20 protein-coding genes are annotated in these 15360 nt (G+C 69.3%); 12 read left to right on the top strand and 8 right to left on the bottom strand.

The genetic code is table 11. From position 1 onward, the window contains the following. Nucleotides 1-18: 18 nt before the first annotated feature. The 5 genes from ACZ4RZ_RS36475 to ACZ4RZ_RS36455 all read left to right on the top strand — a co-directional run bounded on the left by ACZ4RZ_RS36475 (nt 19) and on the right by ACZ4RZ_RS36455 (nt 4793). Nucleotides 19-1278 (top strand): MAB_1171c family putative transporter, encoded by a 1260-nt coding sequence (locus ACZ4RZ_RS36475; RefSeq protein ID WP_467751205.1) that lies wholly within the window; start codon nt 19-21, stop codon nt 1276-1278. Further along, nucleotides 1275-1877, top strand: a complete 603-nt coding sequence (locus ACZ4RZ_RS36470; RefSeq protein WP_467751204.1) for a hypothetical protein — start codon at nt 1275-1277, stop codon at nt 1875-1877. Before ACZ4RZ_RS36475 ends, ACZ4RZ_RS36470 begins: the two co-directional genes overlap by 4 nt. Before the next feature lie 32 nt (nt 1878-1909). Next, complete coding sequence (uppS, locus tag ACZ4RZ_RS36465) at nt 1910-2623, top strand: polyprenyl diphosphate synthase (protein ID WP_467751202.1); 714 nt, start codon at nt 1910-1912, stop codon at nt 2621-2623. 625 nt (nt 2624-3248) lie between these two features. Beyond that, nucleotides 3249-3638, top strand: coding sequence for a hypothetical protein (locus ACZ4RZ_RS36460; RefSeq protein WP_467751201.1), 390 nt, complete (start codon nt 3249-3251; stop codon nt 3636-3638). 66 nt (nt 3639-3704) lie between these two features. Further along, nucleotides 3705-4793, top strand: coding sequence for a mannitol dehydrogenase family protein (locus ACZ4RZ_RS36455; RefSeq protein ID WP_467751199.1), 1089 nt, complete (start codon nt 3705-3707; stop codon nt 4791-4793). 166 nt (nt 4794-4959) lie between these two features. Here ACZ4RZ_RS36455 and ACZ4RZ_RS36450 read toward each other — a convergent pair whose 3' ends face one another. The 8 genes from ACZ4RZ_RS36450 to ACZ4RZ_RS36415 form a co-directional block, all read right to left on the bottom strand. Continuing rightward, the gene (locus ACZ4RZ_RS36450; protein ID WP_467751197.1) at nt 4960-5253 is read right to left on the bottom strand and encodes a hypothetical protein; all 294 of its coding nucleotides are present in this window, start codon (nt 5251-5253) and stop codon (nt 4960-4962) included. A gap of 75 nt (nt 5254-5328) precedes the next feature. Beyond that, nucleotides 5329-5775, bottom strand: coding sequence for a hypothetical protein (locus tag ACZ4RZ_RS36445; RefSeq protein WP_467751196.1), 447 nt, complete (start codon nt 5773-5775; stop codon nt 5329-5331). Between the two features lie 91 nt (nt 5776-5866). Further along, a complete protein-coding gene (locus ACZ4RZ_RS36440; RefSeq protein ID WP_467751195.1) occupies nt 5867-6289 on the bottom strand; it encodes a hypothetical protein in 423 nt (140 codons plus the stop codon). Between the two features lie 168 nt (nt 6290-6457). Then, the gene (locus tag ACZ4RZ_RS36435; RefSeq protein WP_467751193.1) at nt 6458-7246 is read right to left on the bottom strand and encodes a hypothetical protein; all 789 of its coding nucleotides are present in this window, start codon (nt 7244-7246) and stop codon (nt 6458-6460) included. 94 nt (nt 7247-7340) lie between these two features. Next, nucleotides 7341-7901, bottom strand: coding sequence for a hypothetical protein (locus ACZ4RZ_RS36430; protein ID WP_467751192.1), 561 nt, complete (start codon nt 7899-7901; stop codon nt 7341-7343). After that, the gene (locus ACZ4RZ_RS36425) at nt 7898-8263 is read right to left on the bottom strand and encodes a hypothetical protein (protein ID WP_467751191.1); all 366 of its coding nucleotides are present in this window, start codon (nt 8261-8263) and stop codon (nt 7898-7900) included. Before ACZ4RZ_RS36425 ends, ACZ4RZ_RS36430 begins: the two co-directional genes overlap by 4 nt. A 179-nt stretch (nt 8264-8442) precedes the next feature. After that, complete coding sequence (locus tag ACZ4RZ_RS36420) at nt 8443-9564, bottom strand: hypothetical protein (protein ID WP_467751189.1); 1122 nt, start codon at nt 9562-9564, stop codon at nt 8443-8445. A 139-nt stretch (nt 9565-9703) separates the two neighbouring features. Continuing rightward, the gene (locus ACZ4RZ_RS36415) at nt 9704-10078 is read right to left on the bottom strand and encodes a hypothetical protein (protein WP_467751188.1); all 375 of its coding nucleotides are present in this window, start codon (nt 10076-10078) and stop codon (nt 9704-9706) included. A gap of 262 nt (nt 10079-10340) precedes the next feature. Between ACZ4RZ_RS36415 and ACZ4RZ_RS36410 the strand changes: the two genes are divergently transcribed. From ACZ4RZ_RS36410 to ACZ4RZ_RS36380, 7 genes are all read left to right on the top strand, one after another. Next, complete coding sequence (locus tag ACZ4RZ_RS36410) at nt 10341-10757, top strand: hypothetical protein (protein WP_467751186.1); 417 nt, start codon at nt 10341-10343, stop codon at nt 10755-10757. Nucleotides 10758-10832: 75 nt separating this feature from the next. Continuing rightward, a complete protein-coding gene (locus tag ACZ4RZ_RS36405; protein WP_467751185.1) occupies nt 10833-11063 on the top strand; it encodes a hypothetical protein in 231 nt (76 codons plus the stop codon). Between the two features lie 181 nt (nt 11064-11244). Further along, nucleotides 11245-11619 carry a hypothetical protein gene (locus ACZ4RZ_RS36400; RefSeq protein ID WP_467751184.1) on the top strand — a complete coding sequence of 125 codons (375 nt, stop codon included), beginning with the start codon at nt 11245-11247 and terminating at the stop codon, nt 11617-11619. 90 nt (nt 11620-11709) lie between these two features. Then, nucleotides 11710-12504: a hypothetical protein gene (locus ACZ4RZ_RS36395; RefSeq protein WP_467751183.1), complete on the top strand. Its 795-nt coding sequence runs from the start codon at nt 11710-11712 to the stop codon at nt 12502-12504. 194 nt (nt 12505-12698) lie between these two features. Beyond that, nucleotides 12699-13547 (top strand): hypothetical protein, encoded by an 849-nt coding sequence (locus tag ACZ4RZ_RS36390; protein WP_467751182.1) that lies wholly within the window; start codon nt 12699-12701, stop codon nt 13545-13547. Between the two features lie 67 nt (nt 13548-13614). Next, the gene (locus ACZ4RZ_RS36385) at nt 13615-14472 is read left to right on the top strand and encodes a hypothetical protein (RefSeq protein ID WP_467751181.1); all 858 of its coding nucleotides are present in this window, start codon (nt 13615-13617) and stop codon (nt 14470-14472) included. Nucleotides 14473-14535: 63 nt separating this feature from the next. Beyond that, the gene (locus tag ACZ4RZ_RS36380; protein WP_467751179.1) at nt 14536-15345 is read left to right on the top strand and encodes a hypothetical protein; all 810 of its coding nucleotides are present in this window, start codon (nt 14536-14538) and stop codon (nt 15343-15345) included. Nucleotides 15346-15360: the final 15 nt, after the last annotated feature.

Raw genomic sequence — 15360 nt, 5'->3', positions numbered from 1 at the left:
CAGGACCCTCGTTTCACCGTGCCAACTGACGACGTCATAGACCTCCTCACCACCGTCCCCCTGTGGGCGGTGGTGGCTTTCCGCCTCTACGCCCGTCCCACGACCAGCGGCCAGTGGGCCATCATGTGGACCTTCGCGACGCTCGCCGTCGGCGCCACCCTGCGCCTGACAGTCATCGAGCACGCCCTGGCCGACAGCACCGGCATCGACGATCTGGCGATCCTGCCTAAGCACCTGTTGGTGATGCTCTCGTGCATGCTTCTGCTCGGTTGGGTTGAGTCGGTCGTCCCGCCCCGCGACCCGGAGCCGGCCTGGCGCCGGTGGACGCAGCTGCGCCCCCGCTTGATCGTCTTCGCTGTCACCGGGGTTGCCGCCACCCTGGCGTTTCCGTTCGCCGCACACTCGGTCACCGCCCCCGACGGCTCCACCGACTTCGCCACCCCGCAGTACGGCGACCTTGCTGGAACCCTCCATCTGACCCTGTATCTGCTGCCCATGGGCCTCGCGCTGACCGCATCGGCCGCCCTCTGTCTCACAGCCGCCCGGCGCACGCAGTCGCGTCTGTTCCGGCTGTGCATGCGTCTCCAGGGCGCGGGGGCCGCAGTGGGCACGCTGTACCCGGTCTACCGGTTCAGCTACCTTCTCTGCGGCCTGACCGGCTGGAACTACCCACTTACTGAACTCCAGTTCCAACGCGGCGGCAGCCTCATCCAGTTCGTAACGCTTCTGATGACCATTGCCGGGAGTTCCGTGCGTGCGGCCGACGTGGTCATCCGAGCTGTCCGGCACCGCCGCAGTCTGATCGCCCTGCGTCCTCTGTGGGTGGAACTCGTCTCGGTCCTCCCGCCGGACACCATCGTGCGGCACCTCCAGACCGGCACGTCCCTCGCAGAGGACCGCCGCCGACTGCAAGACCTGTACGGGCGCCTCGACGAACGCGTCGTGGAGATCGTCGACGCCTCCGTCACGCTCCGCCCGTGGATCGAGAAGACCCTCCCGGCCCGCGCTCTCGCAGCCGCCCGCGCAGCTGGCCTGCATGGCGCTGAGGCCCGTGCTGCCTGCGAAGCTCTCTGCCTGCACGTTGCCCGTACGAAGGCAGTCGAGGGCGAACCGTACGAGCGGAGCCCCGCTGTGGCCTTCACTCTGTCGATGCGCGATGACCTTGAGAGCAGCGCTACTTGGCTGACACGTGTGGCCAGCCACCACGCCTCGACCGACATCGTTGACACGGCCCGCGCCCTCGCCAACCAGAACTCTCTCCAGGAAGTCTCGGCATGACCACCACCGCCCTCCCCCGCACTGAAAACGCCCTCGCCCGACGGATCACCGACGGGATGGAGCCGAGCAACGTCATCATCTTGGTCAGCCTCGGCGTCGGCGCCGCCCAGGACAACCCGCTCACCGGTCTCGCCTGGGCGCTGGAGGCGATCGTGTTCGCCGCAGCAATACCCATGGCCTACATCAAGTTCGGCATGCGGCGCGGCATGTGGGCCGACCGCCACATAGGCCAGCGGCAGCGCCGCATGCTGCTCATACCGGTCATCATGGCGTCGGTCGCCACCGGCATCGGCCTCATGGCCTGGCTCGACGCGCCGAAGGCTATGGTCGCCCTCGTCTTCGCGATGCTCGCCACACTCGCCGTCCTGCTCCCGGTCACTGCGTTCTGGAAAATCTCGGTGCACACCGCCGTCGCTGGCGGCGCCCTGGCGATGCTCGCCCTCACCTGGGGCCCGCTCGTCTGGATCACCTACCCGATCGTCGCCGTTATCGCCTGGTCCCGGATCTCCCTGCGCGACCACACCCTCGCGCAGACCATCGCGGGCGCGGCCGCGGGCACCCTGACGGCCGGTCTGGTCTTCGCCGGCATCGGCGCATGACGTAAGTCTCCCGACCTGTGCACCTTGCGCCCATGACCATGACCTCGGCTCCCACAGCTCTGTTCTCCGCGCTTCCGCGGCACATCGCGTTCATCGCCGACGGCAACCGCCGTTGGGCCAAGGCGCACGGCACGACCGTCAAAGAGGGGTACCGCCAGGGCGCGGCCGCCGTACACCGCGTCCTCGAGCACTGCCGATCCCTCGGAGTCGAGACCGTGAGCGTGCTCCTCATGTCCGACCGAAACTTCGAGCGTGACCCGGAGGAGGTCGCCGTCCTGGTCGACGTGATCGCAGACCTCGTCAACACCGAGGGAGCCGTCTCCACCGGTCCGGTGCGCATCCTGTCCAGCGGCGCCACCATGGCCGTGCACGCCCCGCAGCTCCTGAAGGACACGATCCGGCGCGCCGAGGAGCGAACCAGGCACCGTACTGGCATGACCGTCTGCTTCGGGATCGGCTACGACGGCCACGCGGATATCACCCAGGCGGTGTACCAGGCCGTCGCCGCTCCGGGCGGCAGGCACGAGGTGCCAGCCGTCGACGGCTATCTCTCCACCGCCGGGCTCCCCGACCTCGACCTGGTCATCCGCACGTCCGGCGAACGGCGCCTGTCCGGCTTCCTGCTGTGGCAGGCGGCGGACTCGACCTTGCACTTCGACGACCGGCTGTGGCCCGACTACGACGGCGCTGCCCTCGTTGAGGCCCTGGCTATCCACTCGGCCCAGATCCGCGCGTACGGCGCCTGACGGGTCGCCACAGCCCGATGGGAGCAATGGTGCCGGGCGGCACTGACACCGCCCGGCCGGCGCAGAACCAGCGGCACAGGAGTACCTAACGCGGTTGTGCGCACTTGGGCGGGAGAAGCCTGGCTTCCTTCCGCAATGACTCAGAAGCAAGCCAGTTGGGTGCTCTCCTGCAACGTGCAACACCCCCAGGCCAGCGACGCATTGAGTGTTAGTCTCCTCACGCGAAGGCCTGACGAATCGTTTTCAGACGAACCGTCAATCTCCACCAGCGCTAAAGGTCCGGATACATCCTGCCAGGATGGAGCACTGGATGAATCAGAGAGCATTCGACACCAACGGTTCGCCACAGGTGATGGTGGCTTAGTTCTTGGATTCCCCGAGTGCCGGGAAGACTGTGCCTAGGATCCTTCAGGACAGCGATAATTGATCAAGGGTCCGCCTTCTAGCACTTCCATACCCTCAACGCAAGCCCTTGAACTTCACCCAAACCTCGCGGTATGCACTACTCAGACTCGCCAGTGGCAGCAATCCGACTTGCTCATCTGGGTCACTCAACGTAGCTGAACGATTTCGTTCGGCGGAGATCATTTTGCCCAGGAGTGGAGACAGAGGTACCTTGATCGGGATGGACGGGAGCTCGAAAAGCCGGTGGCAGTTTATCCGGCGAGCCTGGGGATACGCCATATGCGTAACAGTCGGCATCAAAGAAATGGCGGTGAAGAAAATGATGGCGCCGAAGAATAGGGGGAGGCAGCCGTCTTCTTCTACGTCAGAGTTGACCCTAAGTGCCGATGAAGTGCAAGAGAAGTATTTTTCTTCCGATTCTCGCACTGACCATCCTTCCCCACAGCTGCTCTCCGTCTACGCGCGGAATCCTGCTTTGCTCCCAGAAAGCAGCAAGAAAATAGCCCAGCAGCATCTTACCGATGGTTGCACCCGCTGTCAGGCAGCTATTGCATGGTCGAAGAAGCATGCGTCGCACATTAATAGCCTGCCGCCGATCGTAGAGCCATGATGCACCACACCTAACCGCGCAAGCCACTTGGGGTCCCCTGCTCAGAAAAAGAGGAGGCGGCACGCGATGCAGCACATTCATTTCGGTGCCGGAGGACTCGGCCTGGGGCTGGTAACGCAGCTCACAGGGACGGAACTCCCTGGCGTACAAGTGACCGTGGTGAATCGCACGGGTAAACGCCTGTCAGCCCTGCAGCGTGACCGCTCTTATTACTGGCACTTGATCCCCGAAAGCTCTCCTCTTCGGAGGAAAGTTTCTATAGATGCGGCGCTGGACTTCAAAGAAGAAGCCGCGATTTCTGCCGTGCTGGCAAAAAGAGAACCAATATTGATCACGACAGCACTCACAGAAGCGGGGCTAGAGGAGCGCGTCAATCTCATCAGGCAACTCCTTCGTGAGCGCGCCGATGCCGGGAACACTGAGCACGCATATATAGTGCCTTGCGAGAACACAGTAGGACAGGGCTACAGGCAACTGGAGTCCGAAGACTTCGGGCCCAGCATACACTTTCTGCGTTGCATAGTGGATCGAATCTGCAGCCAGCCAGGGTTCACGGATAGCGGAAAGGTCTGCGTTAGGACCGAAGCTTACGCTTCATGGGTGATCGAGAGAGATCACCCACAGACACAATCACTGCAAAGTGCGATCGATGTCCCTGGTGTCCAATTCGTTGACGATTTGGGCCCCTATGAACAAAGAAAGAGATGGCTCGTCAATGGCCCTCACTTTGCACTTGGTCTCCTCGCCTGGGATAAAGGCTACGTCGCACTAGAACATCTCGCCCGCAGCGAAGGCGGAAGAATCTTCCTGGCTAGCGTGCAGGAAGAGTGCAGACAAGCATTCCTTTACGAGTTTCCGGAAACACGCGAAGACCTCACGGAATTCAATGACGAGATTCTTGAACGATTCTCGTCCTTCCCCTTGCCCTCAAGTCGCGTCATAGGGCGCCTGAAACCGAACAATTATGAACCCTTGCTACAGGCGGCGTACGACCGGCTCGTAGCACCCGCTGAAGCATTTCGCAAGGTGAAGCGACAGTGTCCGGGATTTCTTCATTGGGCTCTGCATATCCTGCATGAAAGCATCTATTTGCGCAACTATGTGAGTGCGGAAGATACGGCCTCGCATTCCATGGAGGAGGACGGGTCATGCTGATCAGTGCCGGAGCCGAACAGGCAGGTCAGTGCGTCCGGCACAAGGTCACAAAGGGGCTTGATCGCGTTCGGACGGGCCGGTGCTCTCCGGCCCCAGGGACAGGCAGGAACGCCGTCCACGGCGCCGCTCCCAGGGCTGGGGCGGGGCCGTGGACGGCGCGAGGGGTCTACTCAGCGTTGCGGACCGCGAGGACGCCGGGGGTGTTCCGTACGGCGTCTTGGGCCATGGACCGGACCATGCGGATACCGAGGACATCGGCGACTCGGCGAATCGTGTCGTCGTTGAAGACGGCCAGCTCCGGCCAGTCCGCCTTGGCGGCGGCGAGCTGCTCGTCGGTGAGGGGAGTGACGCTCCACGACGACGGGGCGGCACTGCCGATGCCGTGGTGCTTGGACATCACCTCGTCCACCTTGGCGAAGTCCTCCACGATCTTCGCGGCGATGTCGTCGCGGTCCTCCATCAACTCGACGTCCCAGGCGATGCCTCGCGTACGGCCGGGGCACGGTGGGGGCGCGCCCCGGCCGGCGGGGAGCTGCTACGCGGTGCGGGGCGGTGCGATGCCCAGCGCACGGAGTACGGCGTGCAGGACCGTCCCGGGGTCGGCGCCCTCCTCGCCCGCGGCGCCCTCAACGGCGTGCCATGCGGCGTTGTACTCGCCGGGCGTGAGCCGTACGGGCTCCTCCACGGTCCACAGCGGGGCCAGGTCGTTGCCCTGGATGGTCCAGTGGTCCTCCTGCACGAGGTAGGGGCCCTCCCACCGGCGCATGAAGGACGCGGGTACGTGCCCCTCCTCGCGGACCTCGGCGGCGTTCAGGACGGTCCCCGCCCAGGCGAACACCTCGCCGTCGCCCGGCTCGCCCCTACGGGAGATCAGCCGGTCCAGGCGGACCCGCATGCCGTGGGGGTGGAGCACGACGTCGCCCTCCTCGAGCTGGCTGGACTTCTTCTCAGTCGTCGTGGGAGTGGTGGTCTGCGTGAGCACGGTGTCTCCTCGGCGGGATGCGGTGAGTTGGGGGAGGGTGCCGGGGCGCGGCGCGTACGGTCGCGCCCCGGCGAGAGAGGGACCGGACTGGTCAGATGACGTCGGTGACGTCGTAGAAGCTGGCCAGGCCGCGCGTGAACCGCTCCAGGGAGAGCGGCAGCGTCGGGCAGGCGAACTCGTCGCGCACGGCGGTCTCGTAGGACAGCTCCGCCAGGACGCGCGTCGCGTGGTCACTGGCCCAGTAGCGGCGCACCGACCAGTAGTCGACGCCGTACCGCGTCCCCTGGGTGACCGGGTCGATGTACTCGACGCACCGGATGATCAGCACCGCCGTGCCGTCCGCACCGTTGATGACGGACTCGCGGAGCGTCTTCCCGCCCAGGATGTTGAAGCTGTAGGCGTCGGACTGCTCGCGCGGGGTGTCGGTGCGTCCCTCGGAGTTGAGGACGGTGCGCATCTCCGCGAACCGTGCGGTGACCTGGGGGGCGACTTCCATCGCCAGAACAGCGTTCATCGTGTTCCTTCCTTCGGGCTGTTGGCGGTGCTCTCCACCAACACCTCTGAGAGTACAGCAATGAGACTCTTCGTGTGCAGTACCCCTGTAAATAGGTTCGGCAGCTCCCCGCGAGTCTCCTTGCTGCGCTATTCGAGACTCGCGGGGAGCTGCCGGACGCGGGGCCGGTCAGGCTGCCGTGCCGTACCGCCCGGGATCGTCTCTCTCCACACCCGCCAGGAAGGGAACGACGGGAACCGCGGAGACGGCGCAGCGCCCGGTCGACGCGGCGGCCGGCCTCGACCGCACGGTGACGTCCTCGACCGCGAACAGCTCTCCCTGCTCCGGCTCCTCGGGCAGCATCCGGGCCAGGTGCGCGGCGACGTCCTCTTCCGGGGCCTCCGTCAGGTCGACGCCACCGGCCTGCGCCCACACCTCGGCGGCCACGGTCCCATGCTGCTCCCACAGCGGCCGGGAACTGTCCCGCACCGGGGAGTCCGGCACGGTCCCGCGCAGACCGCGCACCAGGGCGCTCAGGGCATCCGCACGGAACTCCCGGGACCGTACGCGCATGGTGGACGCGTCCTCGTACTCCAAGTGCGGCTCAGCGGCCACAGAGCGCTTCCACGCCCCGAACGCCCGTACCGCGCGGGTGGCGAGACCTTCCACGGTTTCCAGGACCCGCGTCAGGGCCGCGAGGTACCGGGCCAGGGACCGCCGGGGGCCGTCGACGCGCAAGCGCCGCTCGTCCAGCCACCCGTGCCGCTCACCGTTTCCCCAGTTCTCCTCGTAGATGGACCAGCGGGGGTTCACCTTGTACGGGGTCGACGCCTCCACGCCATGGACGTCGGCCAGGTGCCACGCCGCGTCGTGGTGCTGCTTCGCCCTGCGCTTCGACGCGGAGGGGAAGTGGAGCTCGACCGTGAACCGGCCGGGACCCGACTCGTACGGGCGAGGGATCTCTACGTACGCGCTCACGCGCTGTTCCTTCCTTCGGGTACGGCGGTTGCTCTCCGCCGCGGTGTGCGGCCCACCAGGTGGCCGGCCGCGGGGTTCCTGCTGCCGACGCCGGTCAGCGGAACCAGTCCTCATCGGTTTCCTCCGGCCGCCGCACTCGCTCGTCCGGCGCGTCGGGGTACGGGTACCGGGGCTGCTGAACCGGGTTGAAGCCGTGCCGGTGGGCGACGTCCGCGCGCATGATGAACACGCACGTGTTGTCGTCCTCGCCGGGCAAGCCGAAGACGTAGTCGTAGCAGTCGCCCCCTGGGTAGCTGCCTCGCTCGCGAACGGGCGCGCAGGCGTGGGACTTGGCCCAGGCGACGGCGGCCCGCATGGACAGCTCCACGCGCATCACGCCCTCGTCCATGTCGCACACGAGCCACGGCACCTTGCCGCCAGGGGCACACAGGTACTCACGAATGTCGGAAAGCAGGCTGTAGCTGCGGGCCTGTTCCTTGCCGGTTGTGTCCTTGACGATCCAGTCCGTAGGCCGTGACGCGCTCCCACGCTGAAGAGTGGGCGCGTACGCGGGCGTGACCTCGTACCGGCCGTCACTGGTGACGTAGCCGTAGCCGTCGCGAGCGCGCCGCAGCGTCCGGGGCTTGATCGGCAGGGGCAGCGTGCGGGGGCTCATGCGCTGTTCCCGCGGCGCAGCACCCGGGACAGCAGGGACCGGAGGGACCGACGACGGCCACGGCGCTCGTACGCCCGGACCATCGCGGCGATGACCGCCGGGTCCGGCGCATGGCTCCACCGCACGCTGAGGACCACGTACTCACTCACGTCCGGCCGGTCCAGACGCAGGTACGCCCCGCCCAGGTCGGACTTCCACTGCATCCAGACGTGATCCGTCTCGGAACTCCGCTCGAACTCCCCGGTGACCATCGGCGACGGCAGACCCATCACACGGGCCACCTCGTCGGCGAACGACTCGAACGTGTACCGGGGCGACGGCTGAGCAGACACGTGGGACTGGAGCCAGAACGGCAGCGGCATGGGGCTGGAACCTTCCTCGGAGCGGCGAACAGACCACCGGCGGGCCGGACGCCGAGAACGCGGGAGAAGCGCAGGCAGACAGGGTTTTGGGACTTTTGGGACCGTCCACACGCGCGCGTGCGCGTGCGAGGCTCGATGACGCCGCCCGACTCGACCGGCCGGGCGGCGCCGAGCGGGGGTCAGGGACGGCGGTCGAGGACGTAGTCGACGGGGACGGAGATGTGGAACAGGCGGCCGAACATCCGGCGGGTGTTCTCGGCGGCGTCCTGGCGGCCGTCGCGCTTGCGGAAGTTCACGACGATCGGCGGGTGGGCGGGGATGTGCCCGAGGGGCGTGTCCACTCCGGCGGTGATCGTGGCCTTCACGGTCCATCCGGTGCCGGAGTCGCTGGAGCAGTGGACGCGCACGGTGGGGGTGCCGGTCTCGATGGCGGACAGCTCCTCGGGCGTGCCCTCGACGGCGTCGTACGCGCGGGCTGCCGTACGGATGTCGTCGGCGGTCGCGGGCATGGCAGTGCCGTGCATCTGCTTGGCGTGCGGCTCGATGGCCAGGATGGCGGCACCGGCGCGCTTCACGGCGGCGCGTGCCTTGTCCCATGCGGCGTTGCGGGCGGTGAGGCTCCGGGTGGTGCGCAGCGCTTCGCGGGCGTCCTCGATGTCGGCGTGCGCGTCGACGAGTTCGGCATGCAGCTCGGCGGGGGCGGCCGGGCGGAGCGCGGTCAGGTGGGCGGCGAGGGTGTCCAGCTCGCGGGGAGTGACGCCGAGTGAGGCGTAGGCGAAGGACTCGTACGCGGCCAGTGCGGCGAAGCGGGGCGCAGCGGCGGCCGGGGCGGTCTCCTCGGCCACGGGGCGCTCCTCGGCGGCCGGGCGGCGCGGCTCACGCCACAGGCGGATGGAGACCGGCTTGCAGTTCCACAGGCGGCGCGCCTGCTGACGGTGGGAGAGGCGAACGGAGATGGCGTTCGTCAGGGCCTGGTCCCAGCCGCGGGAGTCGTCGTCGCCGCCCTCGGTGATCTCGTCGCGGAGCGCGTGTACCGCGTCGGTGCTCATGTAGTGGAGCTGTTCACGGATGGCCCAGTACCGCTCCTCCTCGGTGAAGATGACCCGTACGCCCTCGGATTCGGCGCGCTTGCGGATGATGCGCCGCACGTGCTCCTTGTTGGCCTTGCCGCACTCCTTGTGGGCGTCGCGGCTCATGACGGCGTCCACCAGGTCGTGAGTGACGACGTGGCCGTTGTGGAGGCGGGCGGAGATCAGGACCTGCAGCGCCATCCAGTCGGCGCGCTCCGTGGCAGTGATCACGGGTGTGTTCCTTCGTTCGGGCGTCCCGTTGCTCTCCGGGACTGGTGAGGGGCGGTGCGCCCTGCGCCTGCACCGGGCGGTCCGGTGAGGGGGCGGGGCGCACCGCCCGCCGGGGGGAACGGCGGGCGGTGCGGGTTTGTCAGGCGTCGTCGCCCATGAGGGCGGTCATCAGGTCCTCGAACGTGGTGGGCACGGGGGAGATGAGGCGGCGGGCCTTGAGGGCGGCGTCTCCGGCACTCACGGCGTGCAGCTCGACGTAGACCAGGCCGGAGACCTCGAAGCACTGCGCTTCAATGTCGTGGCGCTGGAGGGCCTGTTCCACGTCGCTGTCGGCGGCGCGCTCGACGGCCAGGACGTCAACGCGGTTTTCGGGGGTCTGGGGGGTCCACTGGCCCGTGGTGTCGGCGACGACGAAGAACAGGGCGGTGAGCTTGCGGAGTTCGACGCGGTAGGCGGGGGCGCGGTCCATGTCTTCCGGGCGGGGGGCGGAGGTCTTGTCGAGGGACACGGGCATTGTGGCGTTCCTTCGGTCGGGCGGGCTCCGGTTGCTCTCCGGGGCTGCGGGGTGAACCCGCTAAGAGAACAGTACAGCAATGCGACTCCAGTGCAATGCTGATGCCGTAAGAAACCGTAAACACACAGGTAGAACGGACGCCGCGCTTGCCGCGCACTCTCATGGCTGTACTTTCCTGCGGGGGTCCTGTACGTTCTGGAGCCCCGCCACCCGGCGGCCCGGGGAGAGCACCCCGGGGAAGCCCGAACGAAGGAACCCGTCCATGCGTCTGTCCCGCATGCTCCGTCGCCCCCGTCCCGCCGCGATCCTGGCCGCTGGCCTGACGATCGCCACCCTCGGACTCCTCGGTTCCTGCACCGCCACCGACCCGGACGCCGCACCCCGGCCAGCCCGCACGGTCACCATCACGCCGCCCGTCGTCGACGACCTCGTGGCTACGTACAACGCCGGTTGGAAGGCGGGGGTGGCCGACCTCGGCGACGGCACCGCACCCACCTACCCGGACGTCGTCGGCGACGCCAACGACCCGGGCACCGTCGCGTGGTCAGACGGATGGATCGACGGGCAGGCCAATGCCCTCGACGGCCGGATCGAAGAGGACGAGTCCGGGTGGGACTGCCACCGCATGGGTAACCACGTATGCGGCCCGCAGCGCGACGCAAGCGCCCCTCGGCGCTGACCTAGACGCCCACCGTCCATCCGGGGCGCACCACCCGCGCCCCGGCCCCGCCGAGCACAGACAGGAGAGACCGCAGTGACCGTCCAGCCCCAGGGCCGCGACTGGAGCCGCATGAGGCGCGCCGACTTCGACGACTCCGCCCCGCTCGACCTGGTCGACGCCGACGCCGTGTCCCGGCCCGTGCCCGCCGTGGCGCACTCCAACGGGACGGGAGCGCTGTTCGGGGAGGACCCGACGCCCGCGCGCCCCGCCCGCACCCGCAGGCCGGCCGCACCGCCCACCGAGGACACCGGCACCCTCTTCTAGCCCATTAAGGCAGTACAGCCGTGAGACTTACGGCGTACGCCGACAGCTCCCGCGTGTGCCGCTCTACCCGAAAAAACTTCGATCTCATCCCCGGATTTGCTGCACCTATTAGTCTCATTGCTGTATTGTGTGTGTTGTTGGCGGAGAGCACCGCCAACGGCCCGAAGGAAGGAACACCCCAATGGCTTCTGTCACCGCCCGCCGCGTACTCCGTGACCGCGTCCGCGCCAACCGCGCCGCCTCCACCGAGCGCCGCGCCGTCGCCCAGGCCGCCCGCCGTGTCCGCACCGGCGCCCGCTCCCTGGTCACCCACGTCATCGCCACCGGCGCCGACGCCGCCACCGTCAAGGGCGTCGTCAAGGCCCTGCGCACCGCCGCGAAGAACGCGGGCGTCAAGGGCCGCCGCGCCCGTATCCGCCGCTCCTTCGACGGCGCCCGGAACGTCGTCAAGACCGTCTACCGGTACACCCGCGAGCAGGTCTCCCAGATCGCCGAGCAGTACAAGCCGCGCAAGGCCGAGTACAAGACCGTCCGCGCCGCGCTGATCGCCGCCTGACCGACCCCCAGACCGCCGGGGCGCGGCCCTTCCCCCCGCCGCGCCCCGGCGCCCTCACCTCACCCTTCACGCCCGGAGACGGAGACACCCATGTCCATCCCGCACACCGCCATCGCCGCCGCCCACCGCGCCCGCACCATCGCCAACATCGCCCGCACCCGCGCCGCCTCCCCCGCGCCCACCCCCGACGCCCAGGGCCGCGCCGCGCTCACGCAGATCGCCGAACTCCTCGACACCGCCGCCCACTTCCTCGCCACCGAGGAACCCGGCGAGTGGAAGGGCGTCACCATCACGAACACGCTCCCGTGGGACACGTACAAGGCACTGCGCGCCGCCGAGCAGATCGCCGTCGACAACCCCGCCATCGGCTTCCCGCCGCACTTCGGCCAGTACGTCACCGCCCCTGTGTACGGCAACGACGTGGAGCTGCCCCCGTCGCTGCTGCCCGGCGGCCCCGTGCTGATCGCCAAGGAAGGCGACCTGTTCGCCCGGCTCCACGCCGTCCACGGCGTCCTCAAGGCATCGACGCTGGAGGAGATCACGGCCGCGCTCCTCGAAGCCGCGTTCACCCTGCACTGGAAGCATGCCCGTCTCGCCGACTCCGCCCGCGTCCCTTACGCCCGGCCCGACGCGCCGCCCGCCACCGTGGTCGAGATTCCCACCCCGGCCACCAACTTGGCGCTGGGCCGCGCCCACGACGAGCACGGCCCGACCCTCGCGTACGGGCTCAAGGACCGGCGCCTGCAGTGCTTCTCCACCGAGCAGGGCGCCACGCACACCGCCGACCGCATGGTGTGCCACCTCGGTGCCCGCATCCCCACCTGCGAGCAGCACCAGGACGCCGCCGCCGTCGCTGCGCGGGAGCTGTACGCCTCTCTCTCCTGACCCTGGCCCCGCCGGGCGGACGCGACGCAAGCCGCGCCCGCCCGGCCCACTGGCCCACGGCCACACCGCCCGCCGCGCCCCCGGGCCCGGACGTACGAGCCGCCCCGGGGCGCGACGCAAGCACCACCCGCATGACCAGATCACCCGGTCGGAGAGCACCGCGCCGGACCCGCCCGAACGAAGGAACACCAGCCGTGACCCTGCCCGCCGTCGCCGAAGCGACCACCGCCGCCCCGCTCGCCGCCTTGCTGCCCGCCCGCCGGGGCAAGGCGTGGGAGGTCGGCCCGGCCCCGTACGGCATCCGCAACAACGCCTCCACGTCCCGGATCACCGATGGCCGCCGCGCCCTGATCGTCGTGGAGGAGGGCAACCGCGTCGAGCTGTACGCCGACCGGCCCGACCTGTTCCCCGTCACCCCGGACGCCGTCGTCGACTCCACCGACCCGGCATCCGTCGCCGCGCTCGCCGCGCGCGCCCTGCGCTGGGTCCTGCCCGACCTGGACGCCGACGCCACCCGTGCCGCCGCCCACGACACCGCGAGCGACGGCATGCAGCAGTGGCAGCGGATCATGCACCACAAGGGCACGGAGCTGACGGAGTTCGGGTTCCACCTGATCGACCACGGCGCCAACCCCCAGGCAAGCGAGCGGTGCGACGGCCCCGGCCTGGAGTGGACGGCTGAGAGCGGCGCCGAATGGGCCGTGTGGGCGTACGGCTGCGCCGGGAACTTCAGCCTGACCTACGACGGCCCCGTGAGCGGCCTGTACGGCGCGTTGCCGGTCCTGCTGCCCCCGCTGGGTGGCCACGCCCCCGCGGACGCGGGGAGCGCCTTCACGCGGCACCTGGCGGACCGGTTCCCGCAGCTCCGCCCCGTCGACGCCGATGAGGTCGAGTTCGGCGGCTACCGGGACCTGCACGGCTGGATCGCGCTCCCCTCCCGCGCCGAGCTCGGCGACCCCGTCGACGGCGACACCCGCGTCTGCGCCCAGGTCGGCGCCGTCGGCATCGACTTCCTGCTCTCCGCGTCCGCACACCTGGTCTGACCCTCACCCCGCCCTGCCGCGCCCCCGCCTGCTCACGGGGGCGCGGCCCCCTCGAAAGGCCCTCGCCATGACCCCGACCATCACCGCCCCCGCCCGCCCTGTCTGCCCCGCCCAGACCCTCGCCGGACGCATTGCCGCGCTCCTCCCGGAGCGGGCCGGCATTCCGTGGACCGTCGAGCCCTACGCCGCGTGGTGGACCGCCCGGCACCCCGCCGCCCGCCTCGTTCAGGGTGGCCGCGCCCTGGTCCTGGTCGCTCGCACCTGGGACACGCAGATCGGCTGGCAGCTCCCCGACCGCGAGCCGCCCCGCCCCGACCTACAGCTCGAGAGCCTGAGCCCGGCCGCCATCGCGCGTGAGGCGCTGCGCCTAGTGCTGCCCGTCCTCGACGACGAGGCCGCCGGACGCGCCGCGAAGGACGGCCCGCGCGTCATGGGACGGCTGGAGTTGCTGAACGAGATCGGGCACGCGATGCGTCTGCAGGGCGCGGCGACGTACAACCGGATCGGCCTCCTGGCGAACACGTCCACCCTGGCGTGGGGCGCGCCGTCCGGCGCCCGGTACTCCGTCACCCTGCACGGCGCGAACCCCGTGGCCGACGTCCAGATACAGGGCCCGGTGCGCGCCGTGGAGAAGGCCGTGACCTACTTCCTGCCCCCGGCCGCCGATGGCCGCCCCGTGATCCCCCGCGTCCGCGGACGTCTGCAGCGCCGCCTGGCCGCCGTCCTCGTCCGGCATGGGCACGTTGAGCAGACCGAGCAGGGCGGACTCGCGTTCAGCACCGGCCCCGGCTCCGGCCCGTACGGCTACGCCACCCCGGCGGCCGACGCCCAGGCTCGCGCGCATGACACGACCCCGGCGTCCGTCGACCTGCACGGCATCGGCGCGGACTTCCTGATCTCCCTCGCCCCGCAGCTCTGCCACTGACCACCCCGGCGCCCCCGAGGCCGGCCTCGGGGGCTCACCCCACCCCTGGAAGGACACACCACGTTGTCTCAGTTCACCGTCATCGCAACGAACCTGGCGACCGGCCAGACGTTCACGCTCACCGGCCGCGGAGACGAGACCGCCGACCGTGTCATGGAACGCGCCGCTCGGGAGGGGGAGCTTCCCGGCGTCGACGGCGGCCTGCCGAGCAGCCTCATGTGGACGGAGATCGCCGACGGATACGAGTGGCGCCGCCTGCCTGCTGATCAGCCCGCGCCCAAGCCCGGCCACCGCCCCGGCGAGGACCCGCTGTCCGCCGAGCGCCTGGAGGAGATCCGCGCCGCCGCCGAGTCGTTGCCGGAGGTGCGCGACCTGCTCGGGGAGATGGACCGCATCCGCCCCCTGTTCGACTCCATGCAGGAGGCGAACGGCGTCCTCCTGGACCAGTGGGCCCGGTACGCGGGGGTGGCTCCGCACCCGTTCCTCGGCGTGTTCTGCCGGACGTGCCGGACGGAGGTGAAGCCCGGCGGGGAGGGGTGCCCGCGGCACGACCCGACGGTGATCGGGCGCGCCCTGTACCGGATGCACGAGGAGAACCGGACGCTCCTGGACGAGGAGGAGGTCGGCCGCCGCGCGTTCGCGATGCTGGACGCCGCTCTGCCGCTGCTCGCCGCGGTGCTGAACCCGGTGGACCACAAGGAGAGTTGCCGCCCGCATGACTGCCGGTGCGCGTGTGATCGTCGGCAGGACTGCCAGGACTGCTACCGGTGCGTGTGCCGGCGGTCGGAGTGCTGCGCGGAGAAGGCGATCCGGTGGCGCGCTGAGACGGAGTGGGAGCGGCTGACCGCCGAGGCCGGCCTCGGCGTCGAGTGATCCCGGGCGGTGCGC

This window comes from Streptomyces sp. NPDC027189 (assembly GCF_055566975.1).
This window is presented reverse-complemented; position numbering and strand designations above follow the sequence as displayed.

Excerpts from the sequence above, each read along its gene's own strand:
- ACZ4RZ_RS36470 (WP_467751204.1), top strand. The coding sequence starts at position 1,275 with ATGACCACCACCGCCCTCCCCCGCACTGAAAACGCCCTCGCCCGACGG.
- uppS (WP_467751202.1), top strand. The coding sequence starts at position 1,910 with ATGACCATGACCTCGGCTCCCACAGCTCTGTTCTCCGCGCTTCCGCGG.
- ACZ4RZ_RS36460 (WP_467751201.1), top strand. The coding sequence starts at position 3,249 with ATGGACGGGAGCTCGAAAAGCCGGTGGCAGTTTATCCGGCGAGCCTGG.
- ACZ4RZ_RS36455 (WP_467751199.1), top strand. The coding sequence starts at position 3,705 with ATGCAGCACATTCATTTCGGTGCCGGAGGACTCGGCCTGGGGCTGGTA.
- ACZ4RZ_RS36450 (WP_467751197.1), bottom strand. The coding sequence starts at position 5,253 with ATGGAGGACCGCGACGACATCGCCGCGAAGATCGTGGAGGACTTCGCC.
- ACZ4RZ_RS36440 (WP_467751195.1), bottom strand. The coding sequence starts at position 6,289 with ATGAACGCTGTTCTGGCGATGGAAGTCGCCCCCCAGGTCACCGCACGG.
- ACZ4RZ_RS36430 (WP_467751192.1), bottom strand. The coding sequence starts at position 7,901 with ATGAGCCCCCGCACGCTGCCCCTGCCGATCAAGCCCCGGACGCTGCGG.
- ACZ4RZ_RS36425 (WP_467751191.1), bottom strand. The coding sequence starts at position 8,263 with ATGCCGCTGCCGTTCTGGCTCCAGTCCCACGTGTCTGCTCAGCCGTCG.
- ACZ4RZ_RS36415 (WP_467751188.1), bottom strand. The coding sequence starts at position 10,078 with ATGCCCGTGTCCCTCGACAAGACCTCCGCCCCCCGCCCGGAAGACATG.
- ACZ4RZ_RS36410 (WP_467751186.1), top strand. The coding sequence starts at position 10,341 with ATGCGTCTGTCCCGCATGCTCCGTCGCCCCCGTCCCGCCGCGATCCTG.
- ACZ4RZ_RS36400 (WP_467751184.1), top strand. The coding sequence starts at position 11,245 with ATGGCTTCTGTCACCGCCCGCCGCGTACTCCGTGACCGCGTCCGCGCC.
- ACZ4RZ_RS36395 (WP_467751183.1), top strand. The coding sequence starts at position 11,710 with ATGTCCATCCCGCACACCGCCATCGCCGCCGCCCACCGCGCCCGCACC.
- ACZ4RZ_RS36385 (WP_467751181.1), top strand. The coding sequence starts at position 13,615 with ATGACCCCGACCATCACCGCCCCCGCCCGCCCTGTCTGCCCCGCCCAG.